Here is a 23,105-nt window from a genome sequence, read left to right on the forward strand (position 1 = left end):
CGCGCCGTTCGCCGCACCCGAGGACGGCCGGCCCCCGCTGCCGCCGGTGCCCCCGCCGATGCGGCGCGCCGACCGGACGCCGGAGCCGGTGCCGCAGGGAGCGCGGCGGCCGGTCGCCCCGGGACCGCTGCCGCCCCTGCCGCCGGTACGGCACCGCTGGGTCCCCGCGGCGGACGAGACCCAGGTCTTCCCGATGCCGGTGCTGCCACCGGTCCCGCGGGCGGTCTCCGACAGCGACGAGGACGTCGAGGAGCGCGAGGGCACGCCCGGCGCCAGCGGCGGCATCCTGCGCGCCGCGGGGACGATGGCCGTGGCCACGATGGTCTCCCGCGTCACCGGCCTGCTGCGCACGATGGTGCTCGCCGCCGCGCTGGGCGTCGGCCTGTTCGCCGACGCGTACAACACCGTCAACACGCTGCCGAACATCGTCTACGAGTTGCTGCTCGGCGGCGTCCTGACCTCGGTGATCGTGCCGCTGCTGGTGCACGCCCAGGAGCGCGACCGCGACGACGGCGTCGCGTACGCCCAGCGGCTGGCCACGATCGCGATGACCGGTCTGGTGGTCATGACGGGGCTGGCGATCCTCGCCGCGCCCCTGCTGACCTCGCTCCTCGGCCTGGACGAGAACCCCGAGCAGTACCGGCTGGCCAACTGGCTGGCCCGAATGCTGCTGGTCGAGATCGTCTTCTACGGCCTGGGCGCCTTCGCCCAGGCGATCCTCAACTCCCGCGGCATCTTCGGCCCGCCCGCCTGGGCGCCGGTGCTCAACAACATCGTCGTGATCGCGACCGGCCTGGCGTTCCTCGTGGCGGCGGGTCCCGGCGCCCTGGAGCCGGGCACCATCGCCCCCGGCCTGGTCTGGCTCCTCGGCGTCGGCACCGTGCTCGGCATCGCGCTGCAGGCCGTCGTGCTCGTCCCGCTGCTCCGCAAGGCCGGGGTGCCGCTCCGGCCCCGCTGGGGGCTGCGCGACACGGGGCTGCGCGAGGCGGGGACGCTCGGCCTCTGGGTGATCGGCTACGTCGCGGTGAGCCAGATCGGCGTCGTGGTCGCGCTGCGGATCGCCAACGCCGCCCAGCGCGAGGGCGGTCTGGGCTCCACCGCGTTCCAGTACGCCAGCCTGCTCTTCCAGATGCCGTACGGGATCATCGGCGTCGCCCTCCTGACGGCGCTGGTGCCCCGCATGAGCCGGGCGGCCGCCCGGCACGACGTCCCGGGCGTCGTCGAGGACCTGTCCCTCGGCACCCGGCTGTCCGCCCTCGGCCTGCTCCCGGTCACCGCCGTCCTGACCGTCCTCGGGCCGCCGCTGGGCGTCCTGGCCTTCGCCCGGGGCAACACCTCGCTGGACGAGGCCGAGGCGATCGGCACCGCGCTGGCCGTCGGCGCCTTCGGGCTGCTGCCGATGGCGGCGACCCTCCTGCAGCTCCGCGTCTTCTACGCGATGAAGGACGCCCGGACGCCGACGCTCATCCAGATCGGCATGGTCGCGGTCCGCGTGCCGCTGCTGCTGCTCGTCCCCGCCGTCGTCGACCCGGAGCGCGTGGTGGCCGGGCTCATGCTCGTGACCAGCCTCACCTACCTCGCCGGCTGGGTCCTCGGGGACGTCGCGCTGCGCCGGCGGCTGGGTGAGCTCCGCACCCGCGACACGCTCGCGCAGGTCGGCCGCGTGGCCGCGGCGTCGGTGGCGGCGGGCCTTCTCGGCCAGCTTGTCCTGATCGTGACCGACGACCTGCTCGGATCGTCGACCGCAGGGTCGCTCGGGAGGGTCCTGCTCGGTACCGTGGTCATCGGCGCCGCGGCCCTCGCAGGTCTCGTGGTCGCCCGCGTCCCGGAGATCCGCGAGCCCCTGGCAGCCGTCAGAGCGCGCGTCCGGCGCGGATGACCGGTTCCTCGCGGGACGCGGTGCCTACGCCGGTGCGAGCGCACGGGCGGCCCGAGCAGGACAGGAGGTCGACAGTGTCGATGACGTCCACGGTCACCGGCCTCCCGGAGCGCTACCGGCCACTGGACCAGGTGGGCCCCGACGAGCACACCGAGACGGGCGTCATCCAGACCTGGCGGGCGAAGGACCGCGTGCTCAACCGCGACGTCGCCGTCCGCGTGCACACTCCCGCCGGCCCGGCCGCGCACGCGTGGATCACCCGTGCGCTGACCGCCGGGGGCCTGGCCACTCCCGCGCTGGCGATGGTCTACGACGCCTCCGAGGGCAGCGGCGACCCCCAGTCGCCCGGTGGCGCCGCCTACGTCGTCAACGAGTGGATCGACGGCGAGTCTCTGGCCGACCGGCTGCTCGAGGGGCCCTTGCCCGAGCGCGAGGTCCGTACCGTGCTGCGTCGCCTGGCCGACGGCGTCGCCGAGGCGCACCGCGTCGGCCTGGCCGTCGGCGGGCTGACCCCGGAGAACGTGGTGCTGCGGCCCAACGGCCTCGTCGGCCTGCGCGGAGTGCCCGCGGCTCGGGGCACCATCGACGGCGACGTGGCGGCGCTCGGCGCCCTGCTGGAGGTCTGCCTCACCGGACTGCGACCGGGCGAGGCCGAGCCCCGGCCATTGCGCGGCCCCTCCGACCTCGTCGCGCTGGCGCGTCGCGCGCGGTCCAGCGAAGCCGGTCAGGGCCTGTCCAGCGTCGCCGCCATGGCCGCGATCCTCGCCGAACGGCCGCGCAGCCGGCCCACGTCGGGCAGCAGCTCCCGCACCGACGGCCACCGCCCCGACGCGCACCGCCCGGAGGAGGCCGACCACGGCTGGCTGGGCCGCCTGCGCGACCGTCGCGGTGAGGACCACGGGTCCGCCGCCCCGACTGCCGACGAACCGGTCCGGCTGGAGCCCGGCACCCGGCCGCCGGTTCCTCCCGTGCGTCCGGTCGGTTCCGGCGACACGGTCCTGACGCCCGCCGGGCTCGGCGGGGACACCGTCGACGCCCGCTCGGTCGCCCCGGCCGCCGGCGCCTACGCGGGCGGGGGCACCTCCCGCGACGAGGACGCCGACCGGGCACCCCTGGACGACCTCTACACCGGCCCCTACACGGGCCCGTACACCGACTCCACCGACCTCGACGACGACGAGGACGGCGCGGGCCGGCACAAGCTGGTGGTCTTCGGCCTGCCGGTGCTCGCGCTGCTGGTGGTCATCGGCCTGGCCTGGTGGGTGGGCACCAGCGTGCTGTCGGTCGCCGACTCGGTCGACGAGGGGTCGACGCCCTCGGTGAGCGTGCCCACCGTGGCCGAGACGGACGAGGGCGACCCGGCGGTCGCCGGCGACCCCGTCGACATCCAGAGCGCCGAGGTGTTCGACCCCGAGGGCGACGGAGAGCCGGAGAACGACGGCGACGTCGAGCTGACCTACGACGGCGACCCCGCGACGACGTGGTCCACGCTGACCTACCGGGGATCGCCGGCGTTCGGCAACCTGAAGCCCGGCGTCGGCATCCTCTACGACCTGGGCGCGGTGCAGTCGCTCGGCGGCGTGACCATCGAGAGCCCGGTCCCCGGTGCGACGGTGGAGATCCGGACCGGCGAGACGCCGGCCGGGAACCTGGACGGCTTCGACACCGTGGCCGCCGGCACGCTCGAGGGGACGTCGGACCTGCAGTTCGACGAGCCGGTCGAGGCGCAGTACGTGCTCCTGTGGGTGACCGGGCTGGTCGACGGCGGCGACGGCTTCACCGCCCGGATCGGCGAGATCACGGTCCGGTCCGCGGGCTGAAGCGGCTGGCCCCTGCAGCCGGGCCGGACGGAATAGGCCCCCTACGATGCCCGTTGTGGCAGCCGTGAGTGACTTCCCGACCCCTGGTCCCGCCGTGACGACCGAGGAGATCGTCGACCCGGTGATCCCGCCCGCGGAGCACGACGGCATCCGCGACCTGATCATCATCGGGTCCGGGCCCGCCGGCTACACGGCGGCGACCTACGCGGCCCGCGCGAACCTGCACCCCCTGGTGTTCGAGGGCTCGCAGTTCGGTGGCGCGCTCATGACCACCACCGAGGTGGAGAACTTCCCCGGCTTCCCCGAGGGGATCCAGGGCCCGCAGCTCATGGACGACATGCGCACCCAGGCGGAGAAGTTCGGGGCCGAACTGGTGCCCCGGGACGTCACCGAGGTCGACCTCACCGCCACCCCCAAGATCGTGAAGGTCGGCGACGAGGTGCACCGCGCGCACGCGGTCATCGTCGCGACCGGCTCGAAGTACCGGTACCTCGGCCTGGAGAACGAGCAGCGCCTGCTGGGCCGCGGCGTCTCCGCCTGCGCCACCTGCGACGGCTTCTTCTTCCGCGACCAGGACATCGCGGTCGTCGGCGGCGGTGACTCGGCGATGGAGGAGGCGACCTTCCTCACCCGCTTCGCCAAGACCGTGACCGTCGTCCACCGCCGCGAGGAGCTGCGCGCGTCGAAGATCATGCAGCAGCGCGCGCAGGACAACGAGAAGATCCGCTGGGCGCTCGGCAAGCAGGTCACCGAGGTCCTCGGCGACAGCACCGTGTCGGCGGTCGAGCTGACCGACGCCACGACCGGCGCCACCGAGACGCTGCCCGTGAGCGGTCTGTTCGTGGCCATCGGGCACGACCCGCGCACCGAGCTCTTCGTCGGGCAGCTCAAGCTCGACGACGGCGGCTACATCCAGGTGGAGCACCCGACCACCCGCACCAACATCGAGGGCGTCTTCGCCTGCGGCGACGTCGTCGACCACATCTACCGGCAGGCCATCACCTCGGCCGGGACCGGGGCGGCGGCTGCCATCGACGCGGAGCGCTGGCTCGCCGACACCTTCGACGAGCGCTGAGACCCGGGCATACATCCACCGTCGTGCGGGTTCACCCCACAGGACAGCATTGACTCGACCCGGAGCAAGCGAACGAGAGGGAGAACGACCGATGGCAGGCAACACCGTGACGGTCACCGACACCAGCTTCGCCAGCGACGTGCTGGGCAGCGACAAGCCCGTCCTCGTGGACTTCTGGGCCGAGTGGTGCGGCCCCTGCAAGATGGTCGCCCCCGTGCTCGAGGAGATCGCCGCCGAGCACGGTGACAAGCTGACCATCGCCAAGCTCAACATCGACGAGAACCCGCAGATCGCCCGCGACTACCAGGTCATGTCGATCCCGACGATGACGGTGTTCCAGGGCGGCAAGCCGGTGAAGAGCATCATCGGCGCCAAGCCCAAGGGCGCGATCCTGAGCGACCTCGCCGACTACCTCTGACAAAGGACCCCGTCCCTCTCACCCCTCGCACGCTCGGGATGAGCCTCCGGTCGGGGCCGCACGCTGCGTGACCACGGGCCCGCTCGTCCACCCGGACGGGCGGGCCCGTGCACGTGCGGGTGGACCCCGATGGGCCGGGAGAGCCCCGGGGGACGACAATCAGGACACGATGGGAGCCGACAGCCGCATGCAGATCCTGCGCCTCGGGGACCGCGGTGCTGCTGTCGCCGATGTGCAGACGGCACTGCGGAGCCTCGGCCTACTCCCGGAAGGCGACGGCACCGCCGCTCAACGGCCGCTGCAGGCCGTCTCCACGCTCCCCGACGGCGCCCTGGACAACGCGGTGTTCGACGAGGCCACCGAGCTGGCCGTCCGGCACTTCCAGCAGAACCGCGGGCTGTCGGTCGACGGGCGCGTGGGTGAGGAGACCTACCGGGCGCTCAACGAGGCCCGGTGGTCACTGGGGGACCGGCTGCTGCGCTACGACCCGGAGCGGGCCGTCCGTGGCGACGACGTCATCAACCTGCAGGAGCGGCTGCACGAGCTCGGCTACGACGCCGGCCCGGTGGACGGCATCTTCGGCGCGGAGACCGAGGTGGGGCTGCGGGCCTTCCAGCGCGACTACGGCCTCACCTCCGACGGAACCTGCGGCCCGGCGACCCTGCGTGCGCTGCGCCAGCTCGGCCGGAAGGTCACCGGGGGACGTCCGCAGCTGCTGCGTCAGAGCGCCTCGTTCGTCGAGAGCGGCCCGCACCTGATCAGCCGGCGCATCGTCGTCGACCCGGGGCACGGCGGCTCTGATGCCGGCGCGACGTCCGGGGTGACGACCGAGGCCGACCTGATGTTCGACCTCGCCTCCCGCATCGAGGGCCGGCTGGCTGCCGCGGGCGCCACCGTGTACCTGACCCGGGGCCGCAACCAGAACCCGACGGCCGCCGAGCGGACCGCGTTCGCCAACGACGCGCGCGCGGACCTCTTCGTGTCCCTGCACCTGGACGCACACGACTCCGACCACGCCCGCGGGGTGGCCAGCTACTACTACGGCACGGGTTCGGGCGCCTCCTCGACCGTGGGCGAGGAGTTCGCCAACCTCGCCCGGCGCGAGGTGGTGGCGCGCACCGGGATGCTCGACCTGGGGTCACACCCCAAGACGTGGGACCTGCTGCGCATGACCCGGATGCCGGCGGTCCGGCTGGACTGCGGCTACCTGACCCACCCGGTCGACCGGCTGCTGCTCCTCGACGCCCGGCTGCGGGGATCGATCGCCCAGGGCGTGCTCGCCGCGGTGCAGCGGCTCTTCCTGCCCGCCGAGGCCGACCCCCCAACGGGAACGTTCACGTTGTCCACCATGTGATCTGTCGTCCTCCGGACGACACCGCGGCCATGACACCGCCGTCCTCCGGACGGCACCGCGGCCAGGAGCCGTCCCCCACCTGCGCTGAGCCTGACCTGGCCCTCCTCGCGGAGGCCTCCGGCCCCCACTCGTCGATCCACCTCGCAGGGCGGCTCTCGTCTGCGTAGGGGCGGCCTACAATCTGCAAGGTGGTCACTCCTCCGACCGGCTCGTCCGCCGGTCCCGGTCAGCCGGGGACGCACCTGACACAGGGTGCGCATCCCCATGTCGTGCCGCGGCATCCGCGGCTGGACCCGCTGGCGGACCGCTACGCAGCACGCACGCACGGGATGAAGAGCTCGGAGATCCGTGCCCTGTTCTCCGTGGTGAGCCGTCCGGAGGTCGTCTCCCTGGCCGGCGGCATGCCCGCGGTCACCGCCCTTCCCCTCGACGCGGTCGGCTCGATGATCGGTGAACTGGTCTCCGGCATGGGCGCCCAGACTCTGCAGTACGGCTCCGGCCAGGGTGACCCGCGGCTGCGGGAGCGGATCTGCGACGTCATGGCCCTGGAGGGGATAACCGACGCCTCCCCCAGCGAGGTCGTCGTCACCGTCGGCTCCCAGCAGGGCCTGGACCTCGTCACGCGCGTCTTCTGCGACCCGGGCGACACGATCCTCGCCGAAGGCCCCTCGTACGTGGGCGCGCTCGGCGTCTTCCAGGCCGCGCAGGCCCGCGTGCGGCACGTCGCCATGGACGACCACGGCCTCATCCCCGAGGCGCTGGAGGAGGCCCTGGCCGACTGCCGGGCCGCCGGCGACCGGGTCAAGTTCCTCTACACCGTGCCGAACTTCCACAACCCGGCCGGGGTGACGCTCTCCGAGGAGCGGCGCGAGGCGATCATCGCGATCGCCGAGCAGCACGACCTGCTGATCATCGAGGACAACCCCTACGGCCTGCTGGGCTTCGAGCACGAGCCGATGCGCGCGCTGCGCGCCCGCAACAACCAGCGGGTCATCTACCTCGGCTCCTTCTCCAAGACGTTCTCCCCGGGTCTGCGTGTCGGCTGGGTGCTGGCCCCGCTCGCCGTCCGGGAGAAGCTGGTCCTCGCCACCGAGGCGCAGGTGCTCTGCCCGCCGTCGCTGACCCAGTACGCGGTGGCCCGCTACCTGGACACCCAGCCGTGGCGCGAGCAGATCAAGACGTTCACCGAGCTGTACCGGGAACGACGGGACGCCGCGCTGGAGTCCCTGGCCGCGCTCATGCCCGCCGGGACCGCCTGGACGCGGCCCGAGGGCGGCTTCTACGTCTGGCTGAAGCTGCCCGACGGCCTGGACGCCAAGCTGATGCAGCCGCGCGCGGTCAACGCGCACGTGGCCTACGTGCCGGGCATCGGCTTCTTCGCCGACGGCAACGGCCAGGAGTACATGCGGCTGTCCTACTGCTATCCCGAGCCCGATCAGATCCGCGAAGGCGTGCGACGCCTGGCCCGCGTCATCGAGGCCGAGCTGGACCTGCACTCCACGTTCGACTCCGTCGACACCGGGTCCTTCCGGGCCCTGGGACGGCCGCGGCCGTCCGACGACGCCGGCACGGTGGTCGGACCCGCCAACAGCGACACCTACGAGGACGGACGGGCATGACGGAGTCGACCGCCACGTCGCAGGAACCCACCGCCCGGCACGAGCACCTGCGCGCCGTCGTCCTCAGCGGGGGGCTGAACTTCGAGCGGGAGGTCAGCCTCTCCTCGGGCACCCAGGTGGCCGAGGAGCTCGCCCGCGCCGGTGTCGACGCCGAACTGCGGGACGCCGATGCCGAGCTGCTGCCCGGTCTCGCCGCCTCGCCCGCCGACGCCGTGTTCATCGCCCTGCACGGCGCCACCGGTGAGGACGGCGCCCTGCGCGCCGTCCTCGACCTGGCCGGCGTGCCCTACGTCGGCTCACCCGCGGCGGCTTCCCGCCTGGCGTGGGACAAGCCGGCCGCGAAGTCGGTCGTGCGGTCGGCCGGTCTCGCGACGCCGGACTGGGTCGCCCTGCCGCACAGCACGTTCCGCGAGCTCGGCGCCGGCGCGGTGCTCGACCTCATGGTGGCCCGGCTCGGACTGCCGCTGATGGTCAAGCCCGCTTCGGGCGGCTCCGCCCTGGGCGTGCAGAAGGTGAGCCGGGTCGAGGACCTGCCCGCAGCGATGGTGAGCTGCTTCGCCTACGGGGACACCGTGCTGGTCGAGCGCTACGTCGACGGCGTGGAGGTCGCCCTCGGGGTCGTCGATCTCGGGGACGGGCCGGAGGCGCTCCCGGCCGTGGAGATCGAGCCGGAGTCCGGTGTCTTCGACTACGCCTCGCGCTACACCCCGGGGCTCACCGAGTACCACACCCCCGCACGGCTGTCCGACGACGTCGCGTCCCGGGCCGCGGCGCTGGCGGTGCGCGTCCACGAGGTCCTCGGTCTGGCCGACCTCTCCCGCACCGACGCGATCATCACCCCCGACGGCGAGGTGCACTTCCTCGAGGTGAACGTCTCCCCGGGGCTGACCGAGACGTCCATGTTCCCCATGGCGCTCGAGGCGGCCGGTTACGAGCTCGGCGACGTCATCGCCCGGCTCCTCGCGGCACGCGCCGCCCACCCGCGCTGACGAAGGACCCCACTACCCCCACGACTCGCACGCTCGCCGCGGCACCCTGAAGCGGGCCTTTCGTCCGTGACGTAAGGCAGCCGTTCTTCCTGGTGGGAGCTGTCAGGCGTCCGGACGGCGCCCGGTGATCTCCGGGGCCATGACGCCGATGATGCGCTGCAGGTCGTCGACCGATCCGAACTCGACGACGATCTTGCCCTTGGACCGCCCGATCTGGATCTTCACCTTCGTCTCGAACATGTCCGAGAGGCGGGAGCCCAGCTCCTCCACACCGGGGGCGGAGATGTTGCGGGCCCGCCGCCGCGTCGTCGGCTGCTCGGCGGCGGCCATCGCGACCGCCTCCTCCGTCGCCCGGACCGACATCCCCTCGGCGACGATCCGGGTGGCGAGCGCGTCCTGGGCCTCGGCGTCCTGCAGCCCGAGCAGCGCCCGGGCGTGCCCGGCGGAGATGACGCCGGCTGCCACCCGCGTCTGCACCTTCACCGGCAGCTTCATCAGCCGGATGGTGTTCGTGACCTGGGAGCGGCTGCGGCCGATCCGGCTGGCCAGATCCTCATGGGTGGCGCCGAACTCCTCCAGCAACTGCTGGTAGGCGGCCGCCTCCTCGAGCGGGTTGAGCTGCACCCGGTGGATGTTCTCCAGCAGGGCGTCGCGCAGCATGGCGTCGTCGGTCGTGTCGCGGACGATCGCCGGAACGGTGTCCAGACCGGCGGCCTTCGCGGCCCGGAGCCGGCGCTCGCCCATGATGAGCTCGTAGTGACCGTCTGCCGACTCGCGGACGACGATCGGCTGGAGCAGACCGAACTCGCGGACGCTGTGCGTCAGCTCGTCGAGCGCCTCGTCGTCGAACACCTGCCGCGGCTGCTTCGGGTTCGGAACGACGTCCTCGACCGACACCTCGCGCAGCTGGGCGCCGGGGACGCCCAGCGCACCGTGGTCGTCCGCCGGCCTGGCGTCGACCGGGCCGACGTCGAACGGGCCGGCGTCGGCCGGGCGCGTCTCCTCCGAGCGGTCGGAGGACGACGGCTCGGCCGGGGGCGGCACCAGGCTCACCGGGGAGGGGGCAGCCTGCGCGCCGGTCCCCGCCGGGCGGTCTTCCGCCGGGGCTGCCGGGGAAGTGGGCCCGGCGGGCGCCGGCGCGGCGGGTGGCGGACCGGTGGGGATCAGTGCGGCCAGCCCACGACCCAGTCCACCGCGCTTGCTCATCGCTGCTCCTCGCTCGGGTTGTCGCTCATCGGCCGTCCTGGGGAGCCGGTGTCTCGGCCACGGCGAAGGCCGTGGCCGCGCCCGGTGTGCTCGTGCGGTCGATCGGCGGCAGGTCGACGCCCCGCTGGGCCAGCTCCCGCGCGGCTTCGACGTAGCTCGTCGAGCCGCGTGACCCGGGGTCGTAGGTCAGCACCGACTGCCCGTAGCCGGGGGCCTCGGACACCCGCACGTTGCGCGGGATCACCGCCTCCAGCACGACGTCGCCGAAGTGGTTGCGCACCTCGTCGGCCACTTGGTCCGCGAGCTTGGTCCGCCCGTCGTACATGGTCAGGAGGATGGTGCGGACGGCGATGCCGGGATTGAGGTGCTGCCGGACCAGGTCGATGTTGTTGAGCAGTTGCCCGAGGCCCTCGAGCGCGTAGTACTCGCACTGGATGGGGATGAGCACCTCGTCGCCCGCGACCAGCGCGTTCAGCGTCAGCAGGCCCAGCGACGGAGGGCAGTCGATGAGCACGTAGTGCGGGCGCTGCTCCGGGGGCAGGGCTGCGATGTACCCCTCGATGGCGCGCCGCAGCCGGTACTCGCGGGCGACGACCGAGACCAGCTCGATCTCCGCGCCGGCGAGGTCGATGGTGGCCGGCACGCAGTGCAGGTTCGGGCTCGCCGTCGTCCGGTGCACGACCTCGGTCAGGGTGCTGTCGCCGACGAGTGCGTCGTAGACCGACGGCGTCCCCACGGTGTGCTCGACGCCGAGCGCCGTGCTGGCGTTGCCCTGGGGGTCGAGGTCGATGACCAGCGTGCGCAGGCCGTACAGCGCCAGGGCCACCCCGAGGTTCACCGTGGACGTCGTCTTGCCGACGCCGCCCTTCTGGTTGGCGATCGTCACGATCCGGATCCGGGAGGGAGCCGGGAAGGGCTCCTGATCGGCGGCGTGCAGCACCCGCGTCGCGCGCATCGCCTCCATGGCGATGGGACTGTCGAAGTCCGCAAGACCACCGGCCGCCGTGGACGACTGGTCAGCGGCGAGGCTGCTCCGTAGCCGCTCGCCCGGGTCGGTCATCGCGGGTCCTCCTGGTGGCGTTTCACGTGGAACGGGTCGTTCGGCGGCGCCTGTTCCACGTGGAACAGGTAGGGCGTCAGCGTGCCCCTCGCGTCATGACCACCACGGTAGTGGCAGCCTCGCCCAGCGACGCACCGACTGCCCGCGGATGGATGTCCCGCATCCCCGCCGCCTCGAGCTCGGGGATCAGCGCGGGCAGCTCCTGGATGGCCCGGGTGCCCACGAGGGCGACCAGCTGGGTGCCCGGGCGCAGCAGCCCGCGGCACCAGCCCACCAGCCGGGGGAGCGGGGCGACGGCCCGGGCGGTGACGACGTCGACCGGTCCGACCGCCCCGGCCACCGAACGCTCCTCGGCACGCCCGCGGAGCACCCGCCACGGTGCGCGCGCCTCGTCGGCGAGCTCGGCCACCGCCTCCTGCAGGAACTCGACCCGCCGGGCCATCGGTTCGACCAGCGTGAGGGCGACGTCCGGCCGGGCCAGGCCGAGGGGGATGCCCGGGAGCCCGGCGCCGCTGCCCACGTCGACCACCCGCGCGCCCTGGGGGACCGCCTCGGCGACCGCGGCGCTGTTCAGGACGTGCCGCTCCCACAACCGCGGCACCTCACGGGGGCCGATGAGGCCACGGGTGACCCCGTCGGTCGCGAGTTTGGCCACGAAAGCCCGTGCGGCCGGCAGAGCGTCGCCGAAGACCTCCTCCGCCACCTCGGGCGGCGGTGGAGGGGCAGGCGTCGGGTCGGCCGCCTGGCTCACTTGTCCGGCAGGACCACGACGCGGCGGCTGGGCTCCTCACCCTCGGACTCGCTGTGCACCCCGGCGACGCCGGCGATGACGTCGTGGACGACCTTGCGCTCGAACGGGTTCATCGGGCTCAGCCGCTCCGGCTGACCACTGCTCACCACGCGACGGGCCGTCTCCCCCGCCAGGGCCGACAGGTCCGCCTTGCGCTTGGCGCGGAAGCCACCGATGTCGAGCATGAGCCGGCTGCGCACGCCGGTCGACTGCGCGACGGCCAGGCGGGTGAGCTCCTGCAGGGCCTCGAGGGTGGCGCCGTCCGGGCCGATCAGGTCACCGAGCCGGCCGCCGACGATCGCGACCGACGCACGGTCGCCCTCGACGTCGAGGTCGATGTCACCGTCGACGTCGAGGATGTCGAGGAGTCGCTCGAGGTAGTCCCCGGCCACGTCCCCCTCCTGGACGAGCAGTTCTTCACCACGGGCCCCGGTCGACCCTCGCGACCCACCCGCCTCGTCACCGTCGACGGCTGCGCTCTCGAGGAGGGCGTCGTCACCGGTGATGTCGGCGTCGGGCAGTTCCGGCGCGGTGTCGGTGCTGGGCTGCTGCGGGGCACTCACGGAGATTCCTCCACTGTCGGTTCGGGCATCCGGGGCGGCCCCGGTGGTCGTGGTCCGGACCTGCGTCCGGAAGGCGCCGTCAACGGCGTTTGCGCTTGCCCCTGTTCGCCGGACCCTGGCCGGCGCGGCCGGCGCCGCCGCGCGGCCCGTTCTTGGCACCGCCGGTGGACGACGTCGGGCCGCGGCCGTCGGCCTGGCCGGCCGCCGCACCGTCACCCGTCACGCCGTCGCCGGTCGAGCCGGCGTCGGTCGTGCTGGCGGGAGCGGCGGTGGCGGGGCGCCCGGACTTGGGGCGGACCGGCTTGGCACCGGGCTTCGGCGCGAGCGTCCGAGGGTCGACCGCCGGCTTCGCCGGACCGTTCTTGGCCAGTGCGGCGGCCGAGCCGGGCGGCGGCATCTTCCGCAGGATGAAGAACTGCTGACCGAAGGTCCAGGCGTTGTTGGTCACCCAGTACAGGAGGACGCCGATCGGGAAGAAGAAGCCGGTGACGAAAAGGCTCAGCGGCATGCCGTAGAGCAGCACCTTCTGCACCATGGCCGCCTGGCCCTCGACCGGACCCGATCGCTTCATGATCTGCTTCTGCGTGAAGTAGGTCGTGAGGCACATCAGCGGGATGAGGATCAGCGCGACGATGCGGATGCTGCCGTAGGTCACCCCGCTGAGCCCGAGGATCGCCTGCTCCTTCTCGCCGTCCATGTTGAACGACGCGGAGATGGGCGCCCCGAAGAGATCGGCCCGCGCCGCCTGGTCGGTGAGCTCGTCCGACCAGCTGTAGAGGCCCTGCTTGTCCGGCGCCAGGCGGCGGAGCACGTGGAAGAGCGAGAAGAAGATCGGGATCTGCGGCAGGATCGGCAGGCAGCCCGCCAGCGGGTTGACCCCGCGCTCCTTCTGCAGCGCCATGATCGCCTGGCTCATGCCCTGACGGTCACTGCCGTACTGCTTGCGCAGCTTGGCGATCTCGGGCTGGAGCTCCTGCATCGCCCGCTGCGACTTCACCTGCTTGACGAACAGCGGGAACAGCACGAGCCGGATCGTGACGACCAGCAGCATGATCGACAGCGCCCAGGTGAGGCCGCCGGCCGGGTCGAGGAAGGTGGAGAGCAGGTCGTGCCACCGCGCCATCACCCAGGAGATGGCGGTGTACAGCCAGTCAAACAACGGAGGTCTCCTCGTTCGCCCGGCGCGAGGCCGGCGGGGTGGCACGGTCGGGGCGGGCAGGTGCGGTGAGCGGGTCGGCCGGACGTGCCTGTGCCGGAGGCACCTCCGGAGAGGACGACTGATCCTCCCCGGCGGTTCCGGAGCCGCTCACGGCGGGCACGAGGTCGACCCCGCCGGGGTGCCACGGCGCGCACTTGAGGATCCGGCGCAGGGCCAGCCAGCTTCCGCGGCCGGCGCCGTACCGGCCGATCGCCTCGGCGGCGTACGCGCTGCAGGTGGGGTGGAAACGGCAGCGCGGCGGCAGCGCCGGGCTGATCGCCCGCGAGTAGAAGCCGATGACGGCGAGCAGCCCCCGGCGCACCGGCGCACCGGGCGTCATCGCCGTGCCTTCTGGTCGAGGAGCCGGTCGAGCCCGGCGGCGAGATCGCGCTGCAGCCCCGCGGAGCCGGCCGTGGCCGCCTCGGGCCGGGCCCGGACCACCAGGTCCGAGGTCGGCGGCAGCCGGTCGAGCTCGGCGCGGACGAGAGCACGCAGCTGACGCGTCACGCGGTGACGGGCCACAGAGTTGCCGACGGCCTTGCCGACGACGAAACCGGCCCGCGCACCGGACGGCGGAACGCTGCGCGACGCATCGCGATGCACCGGTCCACCGGCCCCCTGCGCGGGCCGTTCGGGGAGGAAGTGGAGCACCATGGTCGGCCGCCCGGCGCGTCGGCCGGACCGGACGACCGCGGTGAAGTCCGGGCGCCGGCGCAGGCGTGCCTGCGCGGGCAACACCTCAGGCGGAGAGCTTCTCGCGGCCCTTGCGCCGGCGGCCGGCGAGGATCGCGCGGCCGGCGCGGGTGCGCATGCGCAGCCGGAAGCCGTGGGTCTTGGACCGGCGACGGTTGTTCGGCTGGAACGTGCGCTTGCTCACGAGGTACTCCCACTACACGATCGGCGGTGCGCGCCACCGGCGGGCGGACGCGCGGGGTGCCGGTGGGCACGGCCTGCGCCGCACCCCGGACTCCCGAAGCTGGTTCCGCGGACGTCCCCGTCGCAACCGCGCCGCACTCAGCGCGGGCATGGCAACAGGAACCGTTCACGGACTCGGGACAGCATAGCCGAGGAATGCCTGCCGACGACGGCCGGGCGCATCCCGACCTCTCATGATGCCCGCCGGGTGCCTCGGCGCTGCGACGGCACGCCGCCGACGACGCGCCCGGACCGCCGACCACGTCGTTGCCGGGCTGTGGACGGGGCTGTTAGCGTCGCCGTCGCCCCGCACCGGACGTCAGGGTCACGGCGCGTGGGCCGACCGCACGGTCATCCGACCCACGAAGCGCCCGCGACACCCGACAACGGGGCGCTGACCAGCAGCGATGCTGGACAGACCCCGGGCCGACGCCGACGCCGGTGGCAGCGCCACCGGTCGTGCACAGCCTGTGGACACTCGTGTGGAACGAGTGCGTCCGCGCGAGCCCGCCAGAAACTTCTCGTGGATCTCGGGCCCGGTTCGCGCAGACGGGGTAGGGCGTCCGAGGATCAGACCGTTCGGGTCGACAGCATGGGGAGGACGACGGCATGGCCGATGCCACGCTGGACCTGGCAACGGTCTGGGACCAGATCCGGGAGCGGCTGGCCAGCAGCCTCTCCCCTCAGCAGAACGCCATGCTGAACCTCACCCGCCCCCTGGGGCTGGTCGAGGACACCGCGGTGCTGGCCGCGCCCAACGAGTTCACGCAGACGGTGCTCGAGTCGCGGATGCGTCGGGTGCTCGCCGAGGCGCTCTCCGAGCAGTTCGGGAGGGACATCCGCGTCGCCGTCCAGCTCGAGGACGCACCGGCGCCCGCGGAGGAGCCGGACGAGCAGGAGCCGACCCGCAGGCCGTGGTCGGCCGCCGAGGCCGCCCTCGAGGCCCGCCGAGCAGCGGAGGACCAGGCCACCCGGGACCGGGCCGACGACGGCCGGAGCGCCTTCGGCGTGCGGACCGACGTGGTCGGGACCGCACCGTGGGACCGGGACGCCGGCGACGACGCCGAGGCCCGGGCGTCCGAGGTGCGCGAGCTGCGCCCGTCCGACGCCCCGCGACCGCCCGTGGACCGCGGAGCCCCGGAGGACTGGAGCACCACCGGCGCCTGGGGCTCGGTCGAGCCCGGCCGGGCGGACGGCTCCGGCGCCCGCGACTGGGGCGGCGGCGACGACGGTCCTTCGGCCGACGTGCTGCCGTTCGACCTCTCGGCACCCGATGGCGGCCGGTCCGGGAACAACCGCGGCCGGCGCCCGGAGACCAGCCGCCCGGCCGGCCTCGACCCGGGCCTGAACCCGAAGTACGTCTTCGACAGCTTCGTCATCGGCAACAGCAACCGGTTCGCCCACGCGGCCGCCGTCGCGGTGGCCGAGGCGCCCGCCCGCGCCTACAACCCGCTGTTCATCTACGGCGAGTCCGGGCTGGGCAAGACCCACCTGCTGCACGCGATCGGGCACTACGCCGCGCGGATGTTCCCGAACGTGAAGGTGCGCTACGTCAGCACCGAGGAGTTCACCAACGAGTTCATCAACCTGGTGCACTCCGGCCGGGCCGAGGACTTCCGGCGTCGCTACCGGGACATCGACTTCCTGCTGATCGACGACATCCAGTTCCTGGAGCGCGCCGAGCGGACGCAGGAGGAGTTCTTCCACACCTTCAACACGCTGCACAACGCCAGCAAGCAGATCGTCATCACCTCCGACCGCGCGCCGAAGAAGCTGACGACACTGGAGGACCGGCTGCGCACCCGGTTCGAGTGGGGCCTGATCACCGACGTCCAGGCGCCCGACCTGGAGACCCGCATCGCGATCCTGCGCAAGAAGGCGTGGGGCGAGCGGCTGCAGGTGCCCGACGCGGTGCTGGAGTTCATCGCCAGCAAGGTGCAGACCAACATCCGCGAGCTCGAGGGCGCGCTGATCCGGGTGACGGCGTTCGCGTCGCTCAACAAGCAGCAGGTCGACCTGCCACTCGCCGAGCTCGTGCTCAAGGACCTGATCAGCGACGAGCAGGGCCCGCAGATCACCGCGGCGATCATCATGGCCGCGACCGCCGAGTACTTCTCCGTGACGATGGAGGAGCTGCAGGGCTCCAACCGCAGCCGCACGCTGGTCAACGCCCGTCAGATCGCGATGTACCTCTGCCGCGAGCTGACCGAGCTGTCCCTGCCGCGGATCGGGGCCTCGTTCGGCGGCAAGGACCACACCACGGTCATGCACGCCGTCAAGAAGATCACCAACCTGATGAGCGAGCGGCGAGCGACCTACACCCAGGTCACCGAGCTGACGGCCCGCATCAAGAGCCGCGCCCGGCAGTAGAAGGACCCCCTCCCTCTCCCCACTCGCAAGCTCGCGGCGAGCCTCCGGAGAGGGCCGTCCGGACCGCACCGCGAGGGCGGCTGCTGCACGTCGTGGGCCGGGCCACCGGCCGCGGGCGGGCCGGCAGCCTGCGCGGCCGCGCTCGCCTCGTCCGCGCATCGATCCACCGACTGCCACGGGTCGACATGTCGCTGTCCACAGCCGTGGAGAACCCTGGGGAGTCGGCAAGCCCCGAATTCCGCGGTTCCAGCCGGGCCGGAGGTGGTCACCGGCATCGACAGATCGAGAAGTTGTCCCCAGGAATGTGCACAGGTTGGGGAGATCCGGTCCGGAGACGGGTCCCGGAGCCGTTCCGCCCCGGTCGGTGCACTCGGGATCCATCGCCTCGCCGATTCGGAACGGAAGTCCCCGGCAGCGCGCCGACCTGCGCATACAGCGCGACGGCGGGTTGGAGCACGCCCTTCTGCACCGGCGTCCGCCCGGCGTGCACACGGGATGGGGACGCACAGGGGGCAACCAGGGGAGAGGGGGTGGACGCACGGTGATCGCTGTGCACGGCCGTCGAGTTGTCCACGTGTCGACAACAGGGAGTCGCTGACCACCCACAGCGAGCCAACAGGGCTACTGCGGCACTGACCTGCGGAAAGGGGCTCGCTCCCCAGCTTCCACACGTGTGATGACGAGGATGAAGTACTTCTACCCAGAATTTCTCGAACCACATTCAGGGTGGGGACGCTCCGCTGGGCAGGCCACCGGACCGCACGGGCCACGAGCCGGGGAGCAACGGCCGGTCGAGCACACCGGGCGGAGCACCCATCGGGGACAGGGTTTCCCCCGGAGGCACCCCAGCAGGCACGATGAGCACCGCACCGGCACGCGGAGGCTTCTCCTGCGGCCGGTCGCACCGTGGACGCAGACGAGATCGGGTGGGTCGAGAGATGAAGTTCCGGGTGGCACGAGAGGTGCTCGCCGACACCGTGGCGTGGACGGCGCGCAGCCTGCCGCCGCGGCCGTCGGTGCCCGTCCTCGCCGGCATCCTGCTCGAGGTCGACGGCAGTCAGCTGTCGGTCTCCGGGTTCGACTACGAGGTGTCCGCGCGGGCCGAGGCCGACGTGCAGGCGACCGAGAGCGGCCGCGTCCTGGTGCCCGGCCGGCTGCTGGCCGAGATCACCCGCGCGCTCCCGCCGCACCCCGTGGACATCACCGCGGACGGTCCCCGCCTCGCCATCACCTGCGGCAACGCCCGGTTCAGCCTGCCGACCCTGCCGGTCGAGGACTACCCGTCGCTGCCGTCCATGCCGTCGTCGGCCGGTGTGGTCGACAGCGACGTCTTCGCCGAGGCCGTCGGCCAGGTGGCCGTCGCCGCCGGTCGCGACGACACGCTCCCCATGCTCACCGGCGTCCGCCTCGAGATCGAGGGCGACCAGATCACCCTGGCCGCCACCGACCGCTACCGGCTGGCCGTGCGCGAGTTCGCCTGGCGCCCCGACACCTCCGGGGTGTCCGCGGCCGTGCTGGTGCCGGCCCGCACCCTGGCCGACGCCGCCAAGACGCTGACCAGCGGACCGGAGATCACCCTCTCGCTCTCCTCCGGCAGCTCTGGCGAGGGCATCTTGGGCCTGTCCAGCAAGGACCGGCAGACCACCACCCGGCTGCTGGACGCCGAGTTCGTCAAGTACCGGGCGATCATGCCGAGCGAGTCCGCGGCCAGCGCCACCCTTCCGGTCGGTCTGTTCACCGACGCGGCCAAGCGCGTCGCCCTGGTGGCCGAGCGGGGCACCCCGCTGCGCTGCGAGTTCACGCCGGGCCAGGTCACCCTGCGGGCCGGGGGCACCGACGACGAGGGGCAGGCCGAGGAGCGCTGCGACGTCGACTTCGACGGCGACCCGCTGACCATCGGCTTCAACCCGACGTTCCTGCTCGACGGCCTGGCCGCGGTGCACACCGAGCGCGCGCGGATGGACTTCACCAGCCCGCTCAAGCCGGCGGTCCTGTCCGGTGTCGACGAGCCGACCGACGACGGCGACGCACCGGCGCCGCGGCCGGGCAGCTACCGCTACCTGATCATGCCGGTGCGCCTGCCGGGGTAAGCACCCCGTCGCCCCCCATGCCTCGCTCCGCTCGGCATGGGACCCTGCGACGGGGCCTTCCAGACAAGACCACGAAGCCGTGTCACCAAGGGAGCAGACGTGCAGCTGGGGCTGATCGGGCTGGGCAAGATGGGCGGCAACATGGCCGAGCGGGTCCGCCGCGCCGGCCACGAGGTCGTCGGTTACGACCACGCCCCGGGGAAGCGCGACGTCGACAGCCTGCCGGCGCTGGTGGAGGCGCTCAGCGCACCCCGCGTCGTGTGGGTGATGGTGCCCTCCGGCGAGCCCACCCGGGCGACGGTCAAGGAACTCGCCGACCTGCTCGAGCCCGGCGACGTGATCGTCGAGGGCGGCAACTCCAAGTACACCGACGACCAGGTGCACGACGTCATGTGCCGCGACAAGGGCATCGGCTACATCGACGCCGGTGTCTCCGGCGGCGTCTGGGGCCTGGAGAACGGCTACGCGCTGATGGTCGGCGGCACCGCCGAAGACGTCGCGAAGGTCCAGCCGGTCTTCGATGCGCTGAAGCCGCCCTCCCCCGAGGACGAGTCCGGTCAGGAGCTCCCCGGCGCCGGCTTCGTGCACGCGGGACCGGTGGGCGCCGGCCACTTCAGCAAGATGGTCCACAACGGCATCGAGTACGCGATGATGCAGGCCTACGGCGAGGGCTACGAGCTGCTCGCCGCCGTCGACCTCATCGAGGACGTCCCCGGCGTCGTCCGGTCGTGGACCCAGGGCACGGTCATCCGCTCCTGGCTGCTGGACCTGCTGGTGCGCGCCCTCGACGAGGACCCGGCGCTGGAGCGGGTGCGCGGCTACGCGGAGGACTCCGGCGAGGGTCGGTGGACCGTCGAGCAGGCGATCGAGAACGCCGTGCCGATGCCGACGATCGCGGCCTCGCTGTTCGCCCGGTTCTCCTCGCGCCAGGACGACTCCCCGACCATGAAGGCCGTCGCCGCGCTGCGGAACCAGTTCGGTGGGCACGCCGTCCGCGCGGTCGAGCAGGCCGAGGCCGAGCGGCCCGCCTAGGCAGAGGACCGGCCGTCCCCCCACGCCGCGCGGGCTCGGCGTGGACCCCGGAGGCCGGCCGTTCCGGTCCGTCGTCGCTTGGAGAGCTGAGGGCATGTACGTCCGCCACCTGCAGGTCGGCTCCTTCCGGAGCTGGGAACGGGTGGACCTGGCTCTCTCGCCGGGCCCGACCGTGCTGGTCGGGCGCAACGGCGAGGGCAAGACCAACCTCGTCGAGGCGGTCGGTTACCTGGCGACGATGAGCAGCCACCGGGTCTCCGGCGACGCGCCCCTGGTGCAGCACGGGGCCGCCCAGGCCGTCGTCCGGGCGGCGCTGCGCCGGGGCGACCGGGAGCTCCTGGTCGAGATCGAGATCAACCCCGGCCGGGCCAACCGGGTGCGGGTGAACCGCGGGCCGCTCCAGCGGCCGCGCGACCTGCTGGGCATGGTCCGCACGGTGCTGTTCGCGCCCGAGGACCTGGCCCTGGTGCGGGGCGACCCGACGGAGCGCCGGCGGTTCCTCGACGAGCTGCTGGTGAGCCGGACGCCCCGGCTGGCCGGGGTGCGCGCGGACTACGACCGGGTGCTCAAGCAGCGCAATGCCCTGCTGAAGACCGCGCGGCTGGCCCGCGGCAAGGCGATCGAGACCCTCGACGTCTGGGACGGCCACCTCACCGATCTGGGCGGGCAGCTGCTGTCGGCCCGGCTGGGCCTGATCGCCGACCTCGCCCCGCAGCTCGCCGAGGCCTACGCGACGGTGTCCGGCGACGACGCGGTCGCCGCGGGGCTGGGCTACTCCTCGACGGTGCCGCTGGCCGGCGACGGGGCCGCCCTGCCGCCGGACGGCACGCTGCCGGGCGTGGAGCAGCTGACCGCGGCGATGCGCGAGCGCGTCGCCGAGCGACGCAACGACGAGCTGGACCGGGGCATGACCCTGGTCGGGCCGCACCGCGACGACCTGGTCATCCACCTGGGGCCGGCTCCGGCGAAGGGGTTCGCCAGCCACGGGGAGTCCTGGTCGCTCGCGCTGGGGCTCAAGCTCGCGACCTTCGCCCTCTTGAGGGCCGAGGGCGAGGACCCCATCCTGATCCTGGACGACGTCTTCGCGACGCTGGACGCCCAGCGCCGGGCCGCCCTGGCCGCGGTCGCCCGTTCGGCGGAGCAGACGCTGATCACCGCCGCCGTGGTCGACGACGTCCCCGAGGAGCTGCGCGGCGTGCGCGTCGAGGTGGGCGACGGCGTCGCGATCGTGGTCAAGGACGGCGCCGGGTTCGTCGAGGGAGGGGTGACGTGACCGAGGACCGGCCGGCCCGTCCCAGCGACATCGCCCGCGCCGCGCTGGAGGCCGCGCGGGCCGCCTCGGCCGCCCGTCCCCGGCCGACCCGGCGTCGGATCGCTGGACCGCGGCGCTCGTGGAGCGGACCCGGCCCCGGCGCCGACGACCCCCAGCCGCTGGGCCGGCTGGTCGACTCGCTGGTGAACCAGCAGGACTGGTCCGAGCGCACCCGGACCGGCGCGGTGTTCGGCCGCTGGGAGATGCTGGTCGGGCCGGAGATCGCGGCGCACTGCGTTCCGCAGACGCTCACCGAGGGCGAACTGCTCGTCGTCGCGGAGTCCACGGCCTGGGCTACCCAGCTGCGGCTGCTGGCACCGACGATCCTGGGGAAACTGCGCGCCGGTGTGGGCGGGGACGTCGTGACGCGGTTGCGCGTTGTCGGACCGACGGCACCGAGCTGGAAGAAGGGCCCGCGCTCGGTGCGCGGGCGCGGGCCGCGCGACACGTACGGCTGAGCAGGGCACCACGACGGAAGGGCAACGATGAACACCCCGCGGGACCGCGACGGCTTCGACGACGACGGCACCGGCCGCGGCTGGCAGGAGCCGGCCCACCTCGGCGGCGACGAGCCGGCGCCGGACGAGCCCAACATCGCCGACCGCCGCAAGCAGCCGCGCGACAGCGACCACTCCGCCGACCCCGAGACCTGGCGGCCGGCGGGCTGGGACCTCCCTCCGGCCGAGCCGGAGCGACCGGCGCAGGATCGGGCGCCCGGGGTGGACCCGTCGTGGGCGCCACCGGAGGGGCAGCAGGCGCAGGTGCCCGAGCGGCGCGGGCTGTTCGGCGGTCGTCGTCGGCAGGACCCCGAGATGGAGCGGGCCTTCACCTACCAGGGCGACGTCGTCGGCGCCCAGGGCTGGGCGATCCAGCACGGCTGGACGCTCTCCGACGGCACCGCCCCCGAGGACGCCGCCCTCCAGCCGCTGCTCACGTCGGCCCCGGTCCGGCTGACGAAGGACCACCGGCCGGCGAGCGTGCTGCGGGGCCGGGCCGGTGCGCTCGACCTGGTCGCGTTCGACGCCGTCTACGCGTCCGGGCGGTACATGGTGCCCCAGTACGCGATCACCGCGGCGCCCCTGCTGGGCGCGGTGCCGTCGGTGCGGCTGTCCCCGGCCCGGCTGTGGAAGCACGGCGTCGGCGGGCTGGTGCAGATCCCGTCGGACAGCGCCGACTTCGACCGTCGCTGGACGCTGCTGGCCGCCGAGGACGGTCCGCAGGTGCGCCGGCTGGCCGCCGATCCCGAGGTGCACCGCCTGCTGCTGGGCACCGACGACGGGGACGAGTTCTGGACGGCGGCCGGTCACCTGGCCGCGATCCGGCCCGACGGGCACCGGCCCGAGCTGATCGAGCACCACGCCCGGCTGCTCACCGCGCTCGTCGCCGGGCTGGCCGCCGGCTACTGAGGACGGGAC

The 23,105-nt window shown here is 73.2% G+C and carries 21 protein-coding genes; 13 read left to right on the forward strand and 8 right to left on the reverse strand.

The annotated features are described in order from the left end of the window. The 7 genes from murJ to BN344_RS13515 form a co-directional block, all read left to right on the forward strand. A partial coding sequence (gene murJ, locus BN344_RS13485; RefSeq protein WP_051515871.1) for a murein biosynthesis integral membrane protein MurJ occupies positions 1-1,879 on the forward strand: 1,879 nt, incomplete at its 5' end. Positions 1,880-1,959: 80 nt separating this feature from the next. Then, a complete protein-coding gene (locus BN344_RS13490; protein WP_040339261.1) occupies positions 1,960-3,699 on the forward strand; it encodes a protein kinase family protein in 1,740 nt (579 codons plus the stop codon). Positions 3,700-3,745: 46 nt separating this feature from the next. After that, positions 3,746-4,774 carry a thioredoxin-disulfide reductase gene (trxB, locus tag BN344_RS13495; RefSeq protein WP_231486789.1) on the forward strand — a complete coding sequence of 343 codons (1,029 nt, stop codon included), beginning with the start codon at positions 3,746-3,748 and terminating at the stop codon, positions 4,772-4,774. Positions 4,775-4,865: 91 nt separating this feature from the next. After that, a complete protein-coding gene (trxA, locus tag BN344_RS13500; RefSeq protein WP_040338874.1) occupies positions 4,866-5,192 on the forward strand; it encodes a thioredoxin in 327 nt (108 codons plus the stop codon). A gap of 169 nt (positions 5,193-5,361) precedes the next feature. After that, the gene (locus BN344_RS13505) at positions 5,362-6,546 is read left to right on the forward strand and encodes an N-acetylmuramoyl-L-alanine amidase (RefSeq protein ID WP_231486791.1); all 1,185 of its coding nucleotides are present in this window, start codon (positions 5,362-5,364) and stop codon (positions 6,544-6,546) included. 269 nt (positions 6,547-6,815) lie between these two features. Then, on the forward strand, positions 6,816-8,165 hold the full coding sequence (locus BN344_RS13510) for an aminotransferase-like domain-containing protein (protein ID WP_040338875.1): 1,350 nt from the start codon (positions 6,816-6,818) through the stop codon (positions 8,163-8,165). Next, the gene (locus tag BN344_RS13515) at positions 8,162-9,154 is read left to right on the forward strand and encodes a D-alanine--D-alanine ligase family protein (RefSeq protein ID WP_040338876.1); all 993 of its coding nucleotides are present in this window, start codon (positions 8,162-8,164) and stop codon (positions 9,152-9,154) included. The genes BN344_RS13510 and BN344_RS13515 overlap by 4 nt, the downstream gene beginning before the upstream one ends. A gap of 102 nt (positions 9,155-9,256) precedes the next feature. Here the strand turns inward: BN344_RS13515 and BN344_RS13520 are convergent, their stop codons facing one another. The 8 genes from BN344_RS13520 to rpmH form a co-directional block, all read right to left on the reverse strand. Continuing rightward, on the reverse strand, positions 9,257-10,360 hold the full coding sequence (locus BN344_RS13520; protein ID WP_040338877.1) for a ParB/RepB/Spo0J family partition protein: 1,104 nt from the start codon (positions 10,358-10,360) through the stop codon (positions 9,257-9,259). 25 nt (positions 10,361-10,385) lie between these two features. Further along, on the reverse strand, positions 10,386-11,420 hold the full coding sequence (locus BN344_RS13525; protein WP_081788596.1) for a ParA family protein: 1,035 nt from the start codon (positions 11,418-11,420) through the stop codon (positions 10,386-10,388). Between the two features lie 76 nt (positions 11,421-11,496). Beyond that, positions 11,497-12,123 carry a 16S rRNA (guanine(527)-N(7))-methyltransferase RsmG gene (gene rsmG / locus BN344_RS13530; protein ID WP_231486792.1) on the reverse strand — a complete coding sequence of 209 codons (627 nt, stop codon included), beginning with the start codon at positions 12,121-12,123 and terminating at the stop codon, positions 11,497-11,499. 44 nt (positions 12,124-12,167) lie between these two features. Continuing rightward, positions 12,168-12,773 carry a Jag family protein gene (locus BN344_RS13535; protein ID WP_040338879.1) on the reverse strand — a complete coding sequence of 202 codons (606 nt, stop codon included), beginning with the start codon at positions 12,771-12,773 and terminating at the stop codon, positions 12,168-12,170. Between the two features lie 79 nt (positions 12,774-12,852). Next, complete coding sequence (gene yidC / locus BN344_RS13540; RefSeq protein ID WP_040338880.1) at positions 12,853-13,932, reverse strand: membrane protein insertase YidC; 1,080 nt, start codon at positions 13,930-13,932, stop codon at positions 12,853-12,855. Next, positions 13,925-14,311: a membrane protein insertion efficiency factor YidD gene (gene yidD / locus BN344_RS19605; protein ID WP_197022317.1), complete on the reverse strand. Its 387-nt coding sequence runs from the start codon at positions 14,309-14,311 to the stop codon at positions 13,925-13,927. Before yidD ends, yidC begins: the two co-directional genes overlap by 8 nt. Next, positions 14,308-14,709 (reverse strand): ribonuclease P protein component, encoded by a 402-nt coding sequence (gene rnpA / locus BN344_RS13550; protein ID WP_040338881.1) that lies wholly within the window; start codon positions 14,707-14,709, stop codon positions 14,308-14,310. The genes yidD and rnpA overlap by 4 nt, the downstream gene beginning before the upstream one ends. A gap of 1 nt (position 14,710) precedes the next feature. Beyond that, complete coding sequence (gene rpmH / locus BN344_RS13555; protein WP_040338882.1) at positions 14,711-14,848, reverse strand: 50S ribosomal protein L34; 138 nt, start codon at positions 14,846-14,848, stop codon at positions 14,711-14,713. A 647-nt stretch (positions 14,849-15,495) separates the two neighbouring features. Here rpmH and dnaA point away from each other — a divergent pair. The 6 genes from dnaA to BN344_RS13585 all read left to right on the forward strand — a co-directional run bounded on the left by dnaA (position 15,496) and on the right by BN344_RS13585 (position 23,096). Then, on the forward strand, positions 15,496-17,256 hold the full coding sequence (gene dnaA / locus BN344_RS13560) for a chromosomal replication initiator protein DnaA (protein WP_040338883.1): 1,761 nt from the start codon (positions 15,496-15,498) through the stop codon (positions 17,254-17,256). Between the two features lie 926 nt (positions 17,257-18,182). Then, complete coding sequence (gene dnaN / locus BN344_RS13565; protein WP_231486795.1) at positions 18,183-19,346, forward strand: DNA polymerase III subunit beta; 1,164 nt, start codon at positions 18,183-18,185, stop codon at positions 19,344-19,346. Between the two features lie 36 nt (positions 19,347-19,382). After that, on the forward strand, positions 19,383-20,378 hold the full coding sequence (gene gnd, locus BN344_RS13570; RefSeq protein WP_155858872.1) for a phosphogluconate dehydrogenase (NAD(+)-dependent, decarboxylating): 996 nt from the start codon (positions 19,383-19,385) through the stop codon (positions 20,376-20,378). A 94-nt stretch (positions 20,379-20,472) separates the two neighbouring features. After that, on the forward strand, positions 20,473-21,651 hold the full coding sequence (gene recF, locus BN344_RS13575; RefSeq protein WP_040338886.1) for a DNA replication/repair protein RecF: 1,179 nt from the start codon (positions 20,473-20,475) through the stop codon (positions 21,649-21,651). After that, positions 21,648-22,148 (forward strand): DciA family protein, encoded by a 501-nt coding sequence (locus BN344_RS13580; protein ID WP_040338887.1) that lies wholly within the window; start codon positions 21,648-21,650, stop codon positions 22,146-22,148. Before recF ends, BN344_RS13580 begins: the two co-directional genes overlap by 4 nt. Positions 22,149-22,175: 27 nt before the next feature. Then, a complete protein-coding gene (locus tag BN344_RS13585) occupies positions 22,176-23,096 on the forward strand; it encodes a hypothetical protein (protein ID WP_040338888.1) in 921 nt (306 codons plus the stop codon). Positions 23,097-23,105 lie beyond the last annotated feature (9 nt).

Source organism: Candidatus Blastococcus massiliensis AP3 (genome assembly GCF_000582785.1).
In the GTDB taxonomy this organism is placed as follows: Bacteria; Actinomycetota; Actinomycetes; order Mycobacteriales; family Geodermatophilaceae; genus Blastococcus; species Blastococcus massiliensis.

Coding starts and splice junctions, on each gene's coding strand:
- BN344_RS13490 (WP_040339261.1), top strand. CDS start 1,960: ATGACGTCCACGGTCACCGGCCTCCCGGAGCGCTACCGGCCACTGGAC.
- trxB (WP_231486789.1), top strand. CDS start 3,746: ATGCCCGTTGTGGCAGCCGTGAGTGACTTCCCGACCCCTGGTCCCGCC.
- trxA (WP_040338874.1), top strand. CDS start 4,866: ATGGCAGGCAACACCGTGACGGTCACCGACACCAGCTTCGCCAGCGAC.
- BN344_RS13505 (WP_231486791.1), top strand. CDS start 5,362: ATGGGAGCCGACAGCCGCATGCAGATCCTGCGCCTCGGGGACCGCGGT.
- BN344_RS13515 (WP_040338876.1), top strand. CDS start 8,162: ATGACGGAGTCGACCGCCACGTCGCAGGAACCCACCGCCCGGCACGAG.
- BN344_RS13520 (WP_040338877.1), bottom strand. CDS start 10,360: ATGAGCAAGCGCGGTGGACTGGGTCGTGGGCTGGCCGCACTGATCCCC.
- BN344_RS13525 (WP_081788596.1), bottom strand. CDS start 11,420: ATGACCGACCCGGGCGAGCGGCTACGGAGCAGCCTCGCCGCTGACCAG.
- yidD (WP_197022317.1), bottom strand. CDS start 14,311: ATGACGCCCGGTGCGCCGGTGCGCCGGGGGCTGCTCGCCGTCATCGGC.
- dnaA (WP_040338883.1), top strand. CDS start 15,496: ATGGCCGATGCCACGCTGGACCTGGCAACGGTCTGGGACCAGATCCGG.
- gnd (WP_155858872.1), top strand. CDS start 19,383: ATGGGACCCTGCGACGGGGCCTTCCAGACAAGACCACGAAGCCGTGTC.
- recF (WP_040338886.1), top strand. CDS start 20,473: ATGTACGTCCGCCACCTGCAGGTCGGCTCCTTCCGGAGCTGGGAACGG.
- BN344_RS13585 (WP_040338888.1), top strand. CDS start 22,176: ATGAACACCCCGCGGGACCGCGACGGCTTCGACGACGACGGCACCGGC.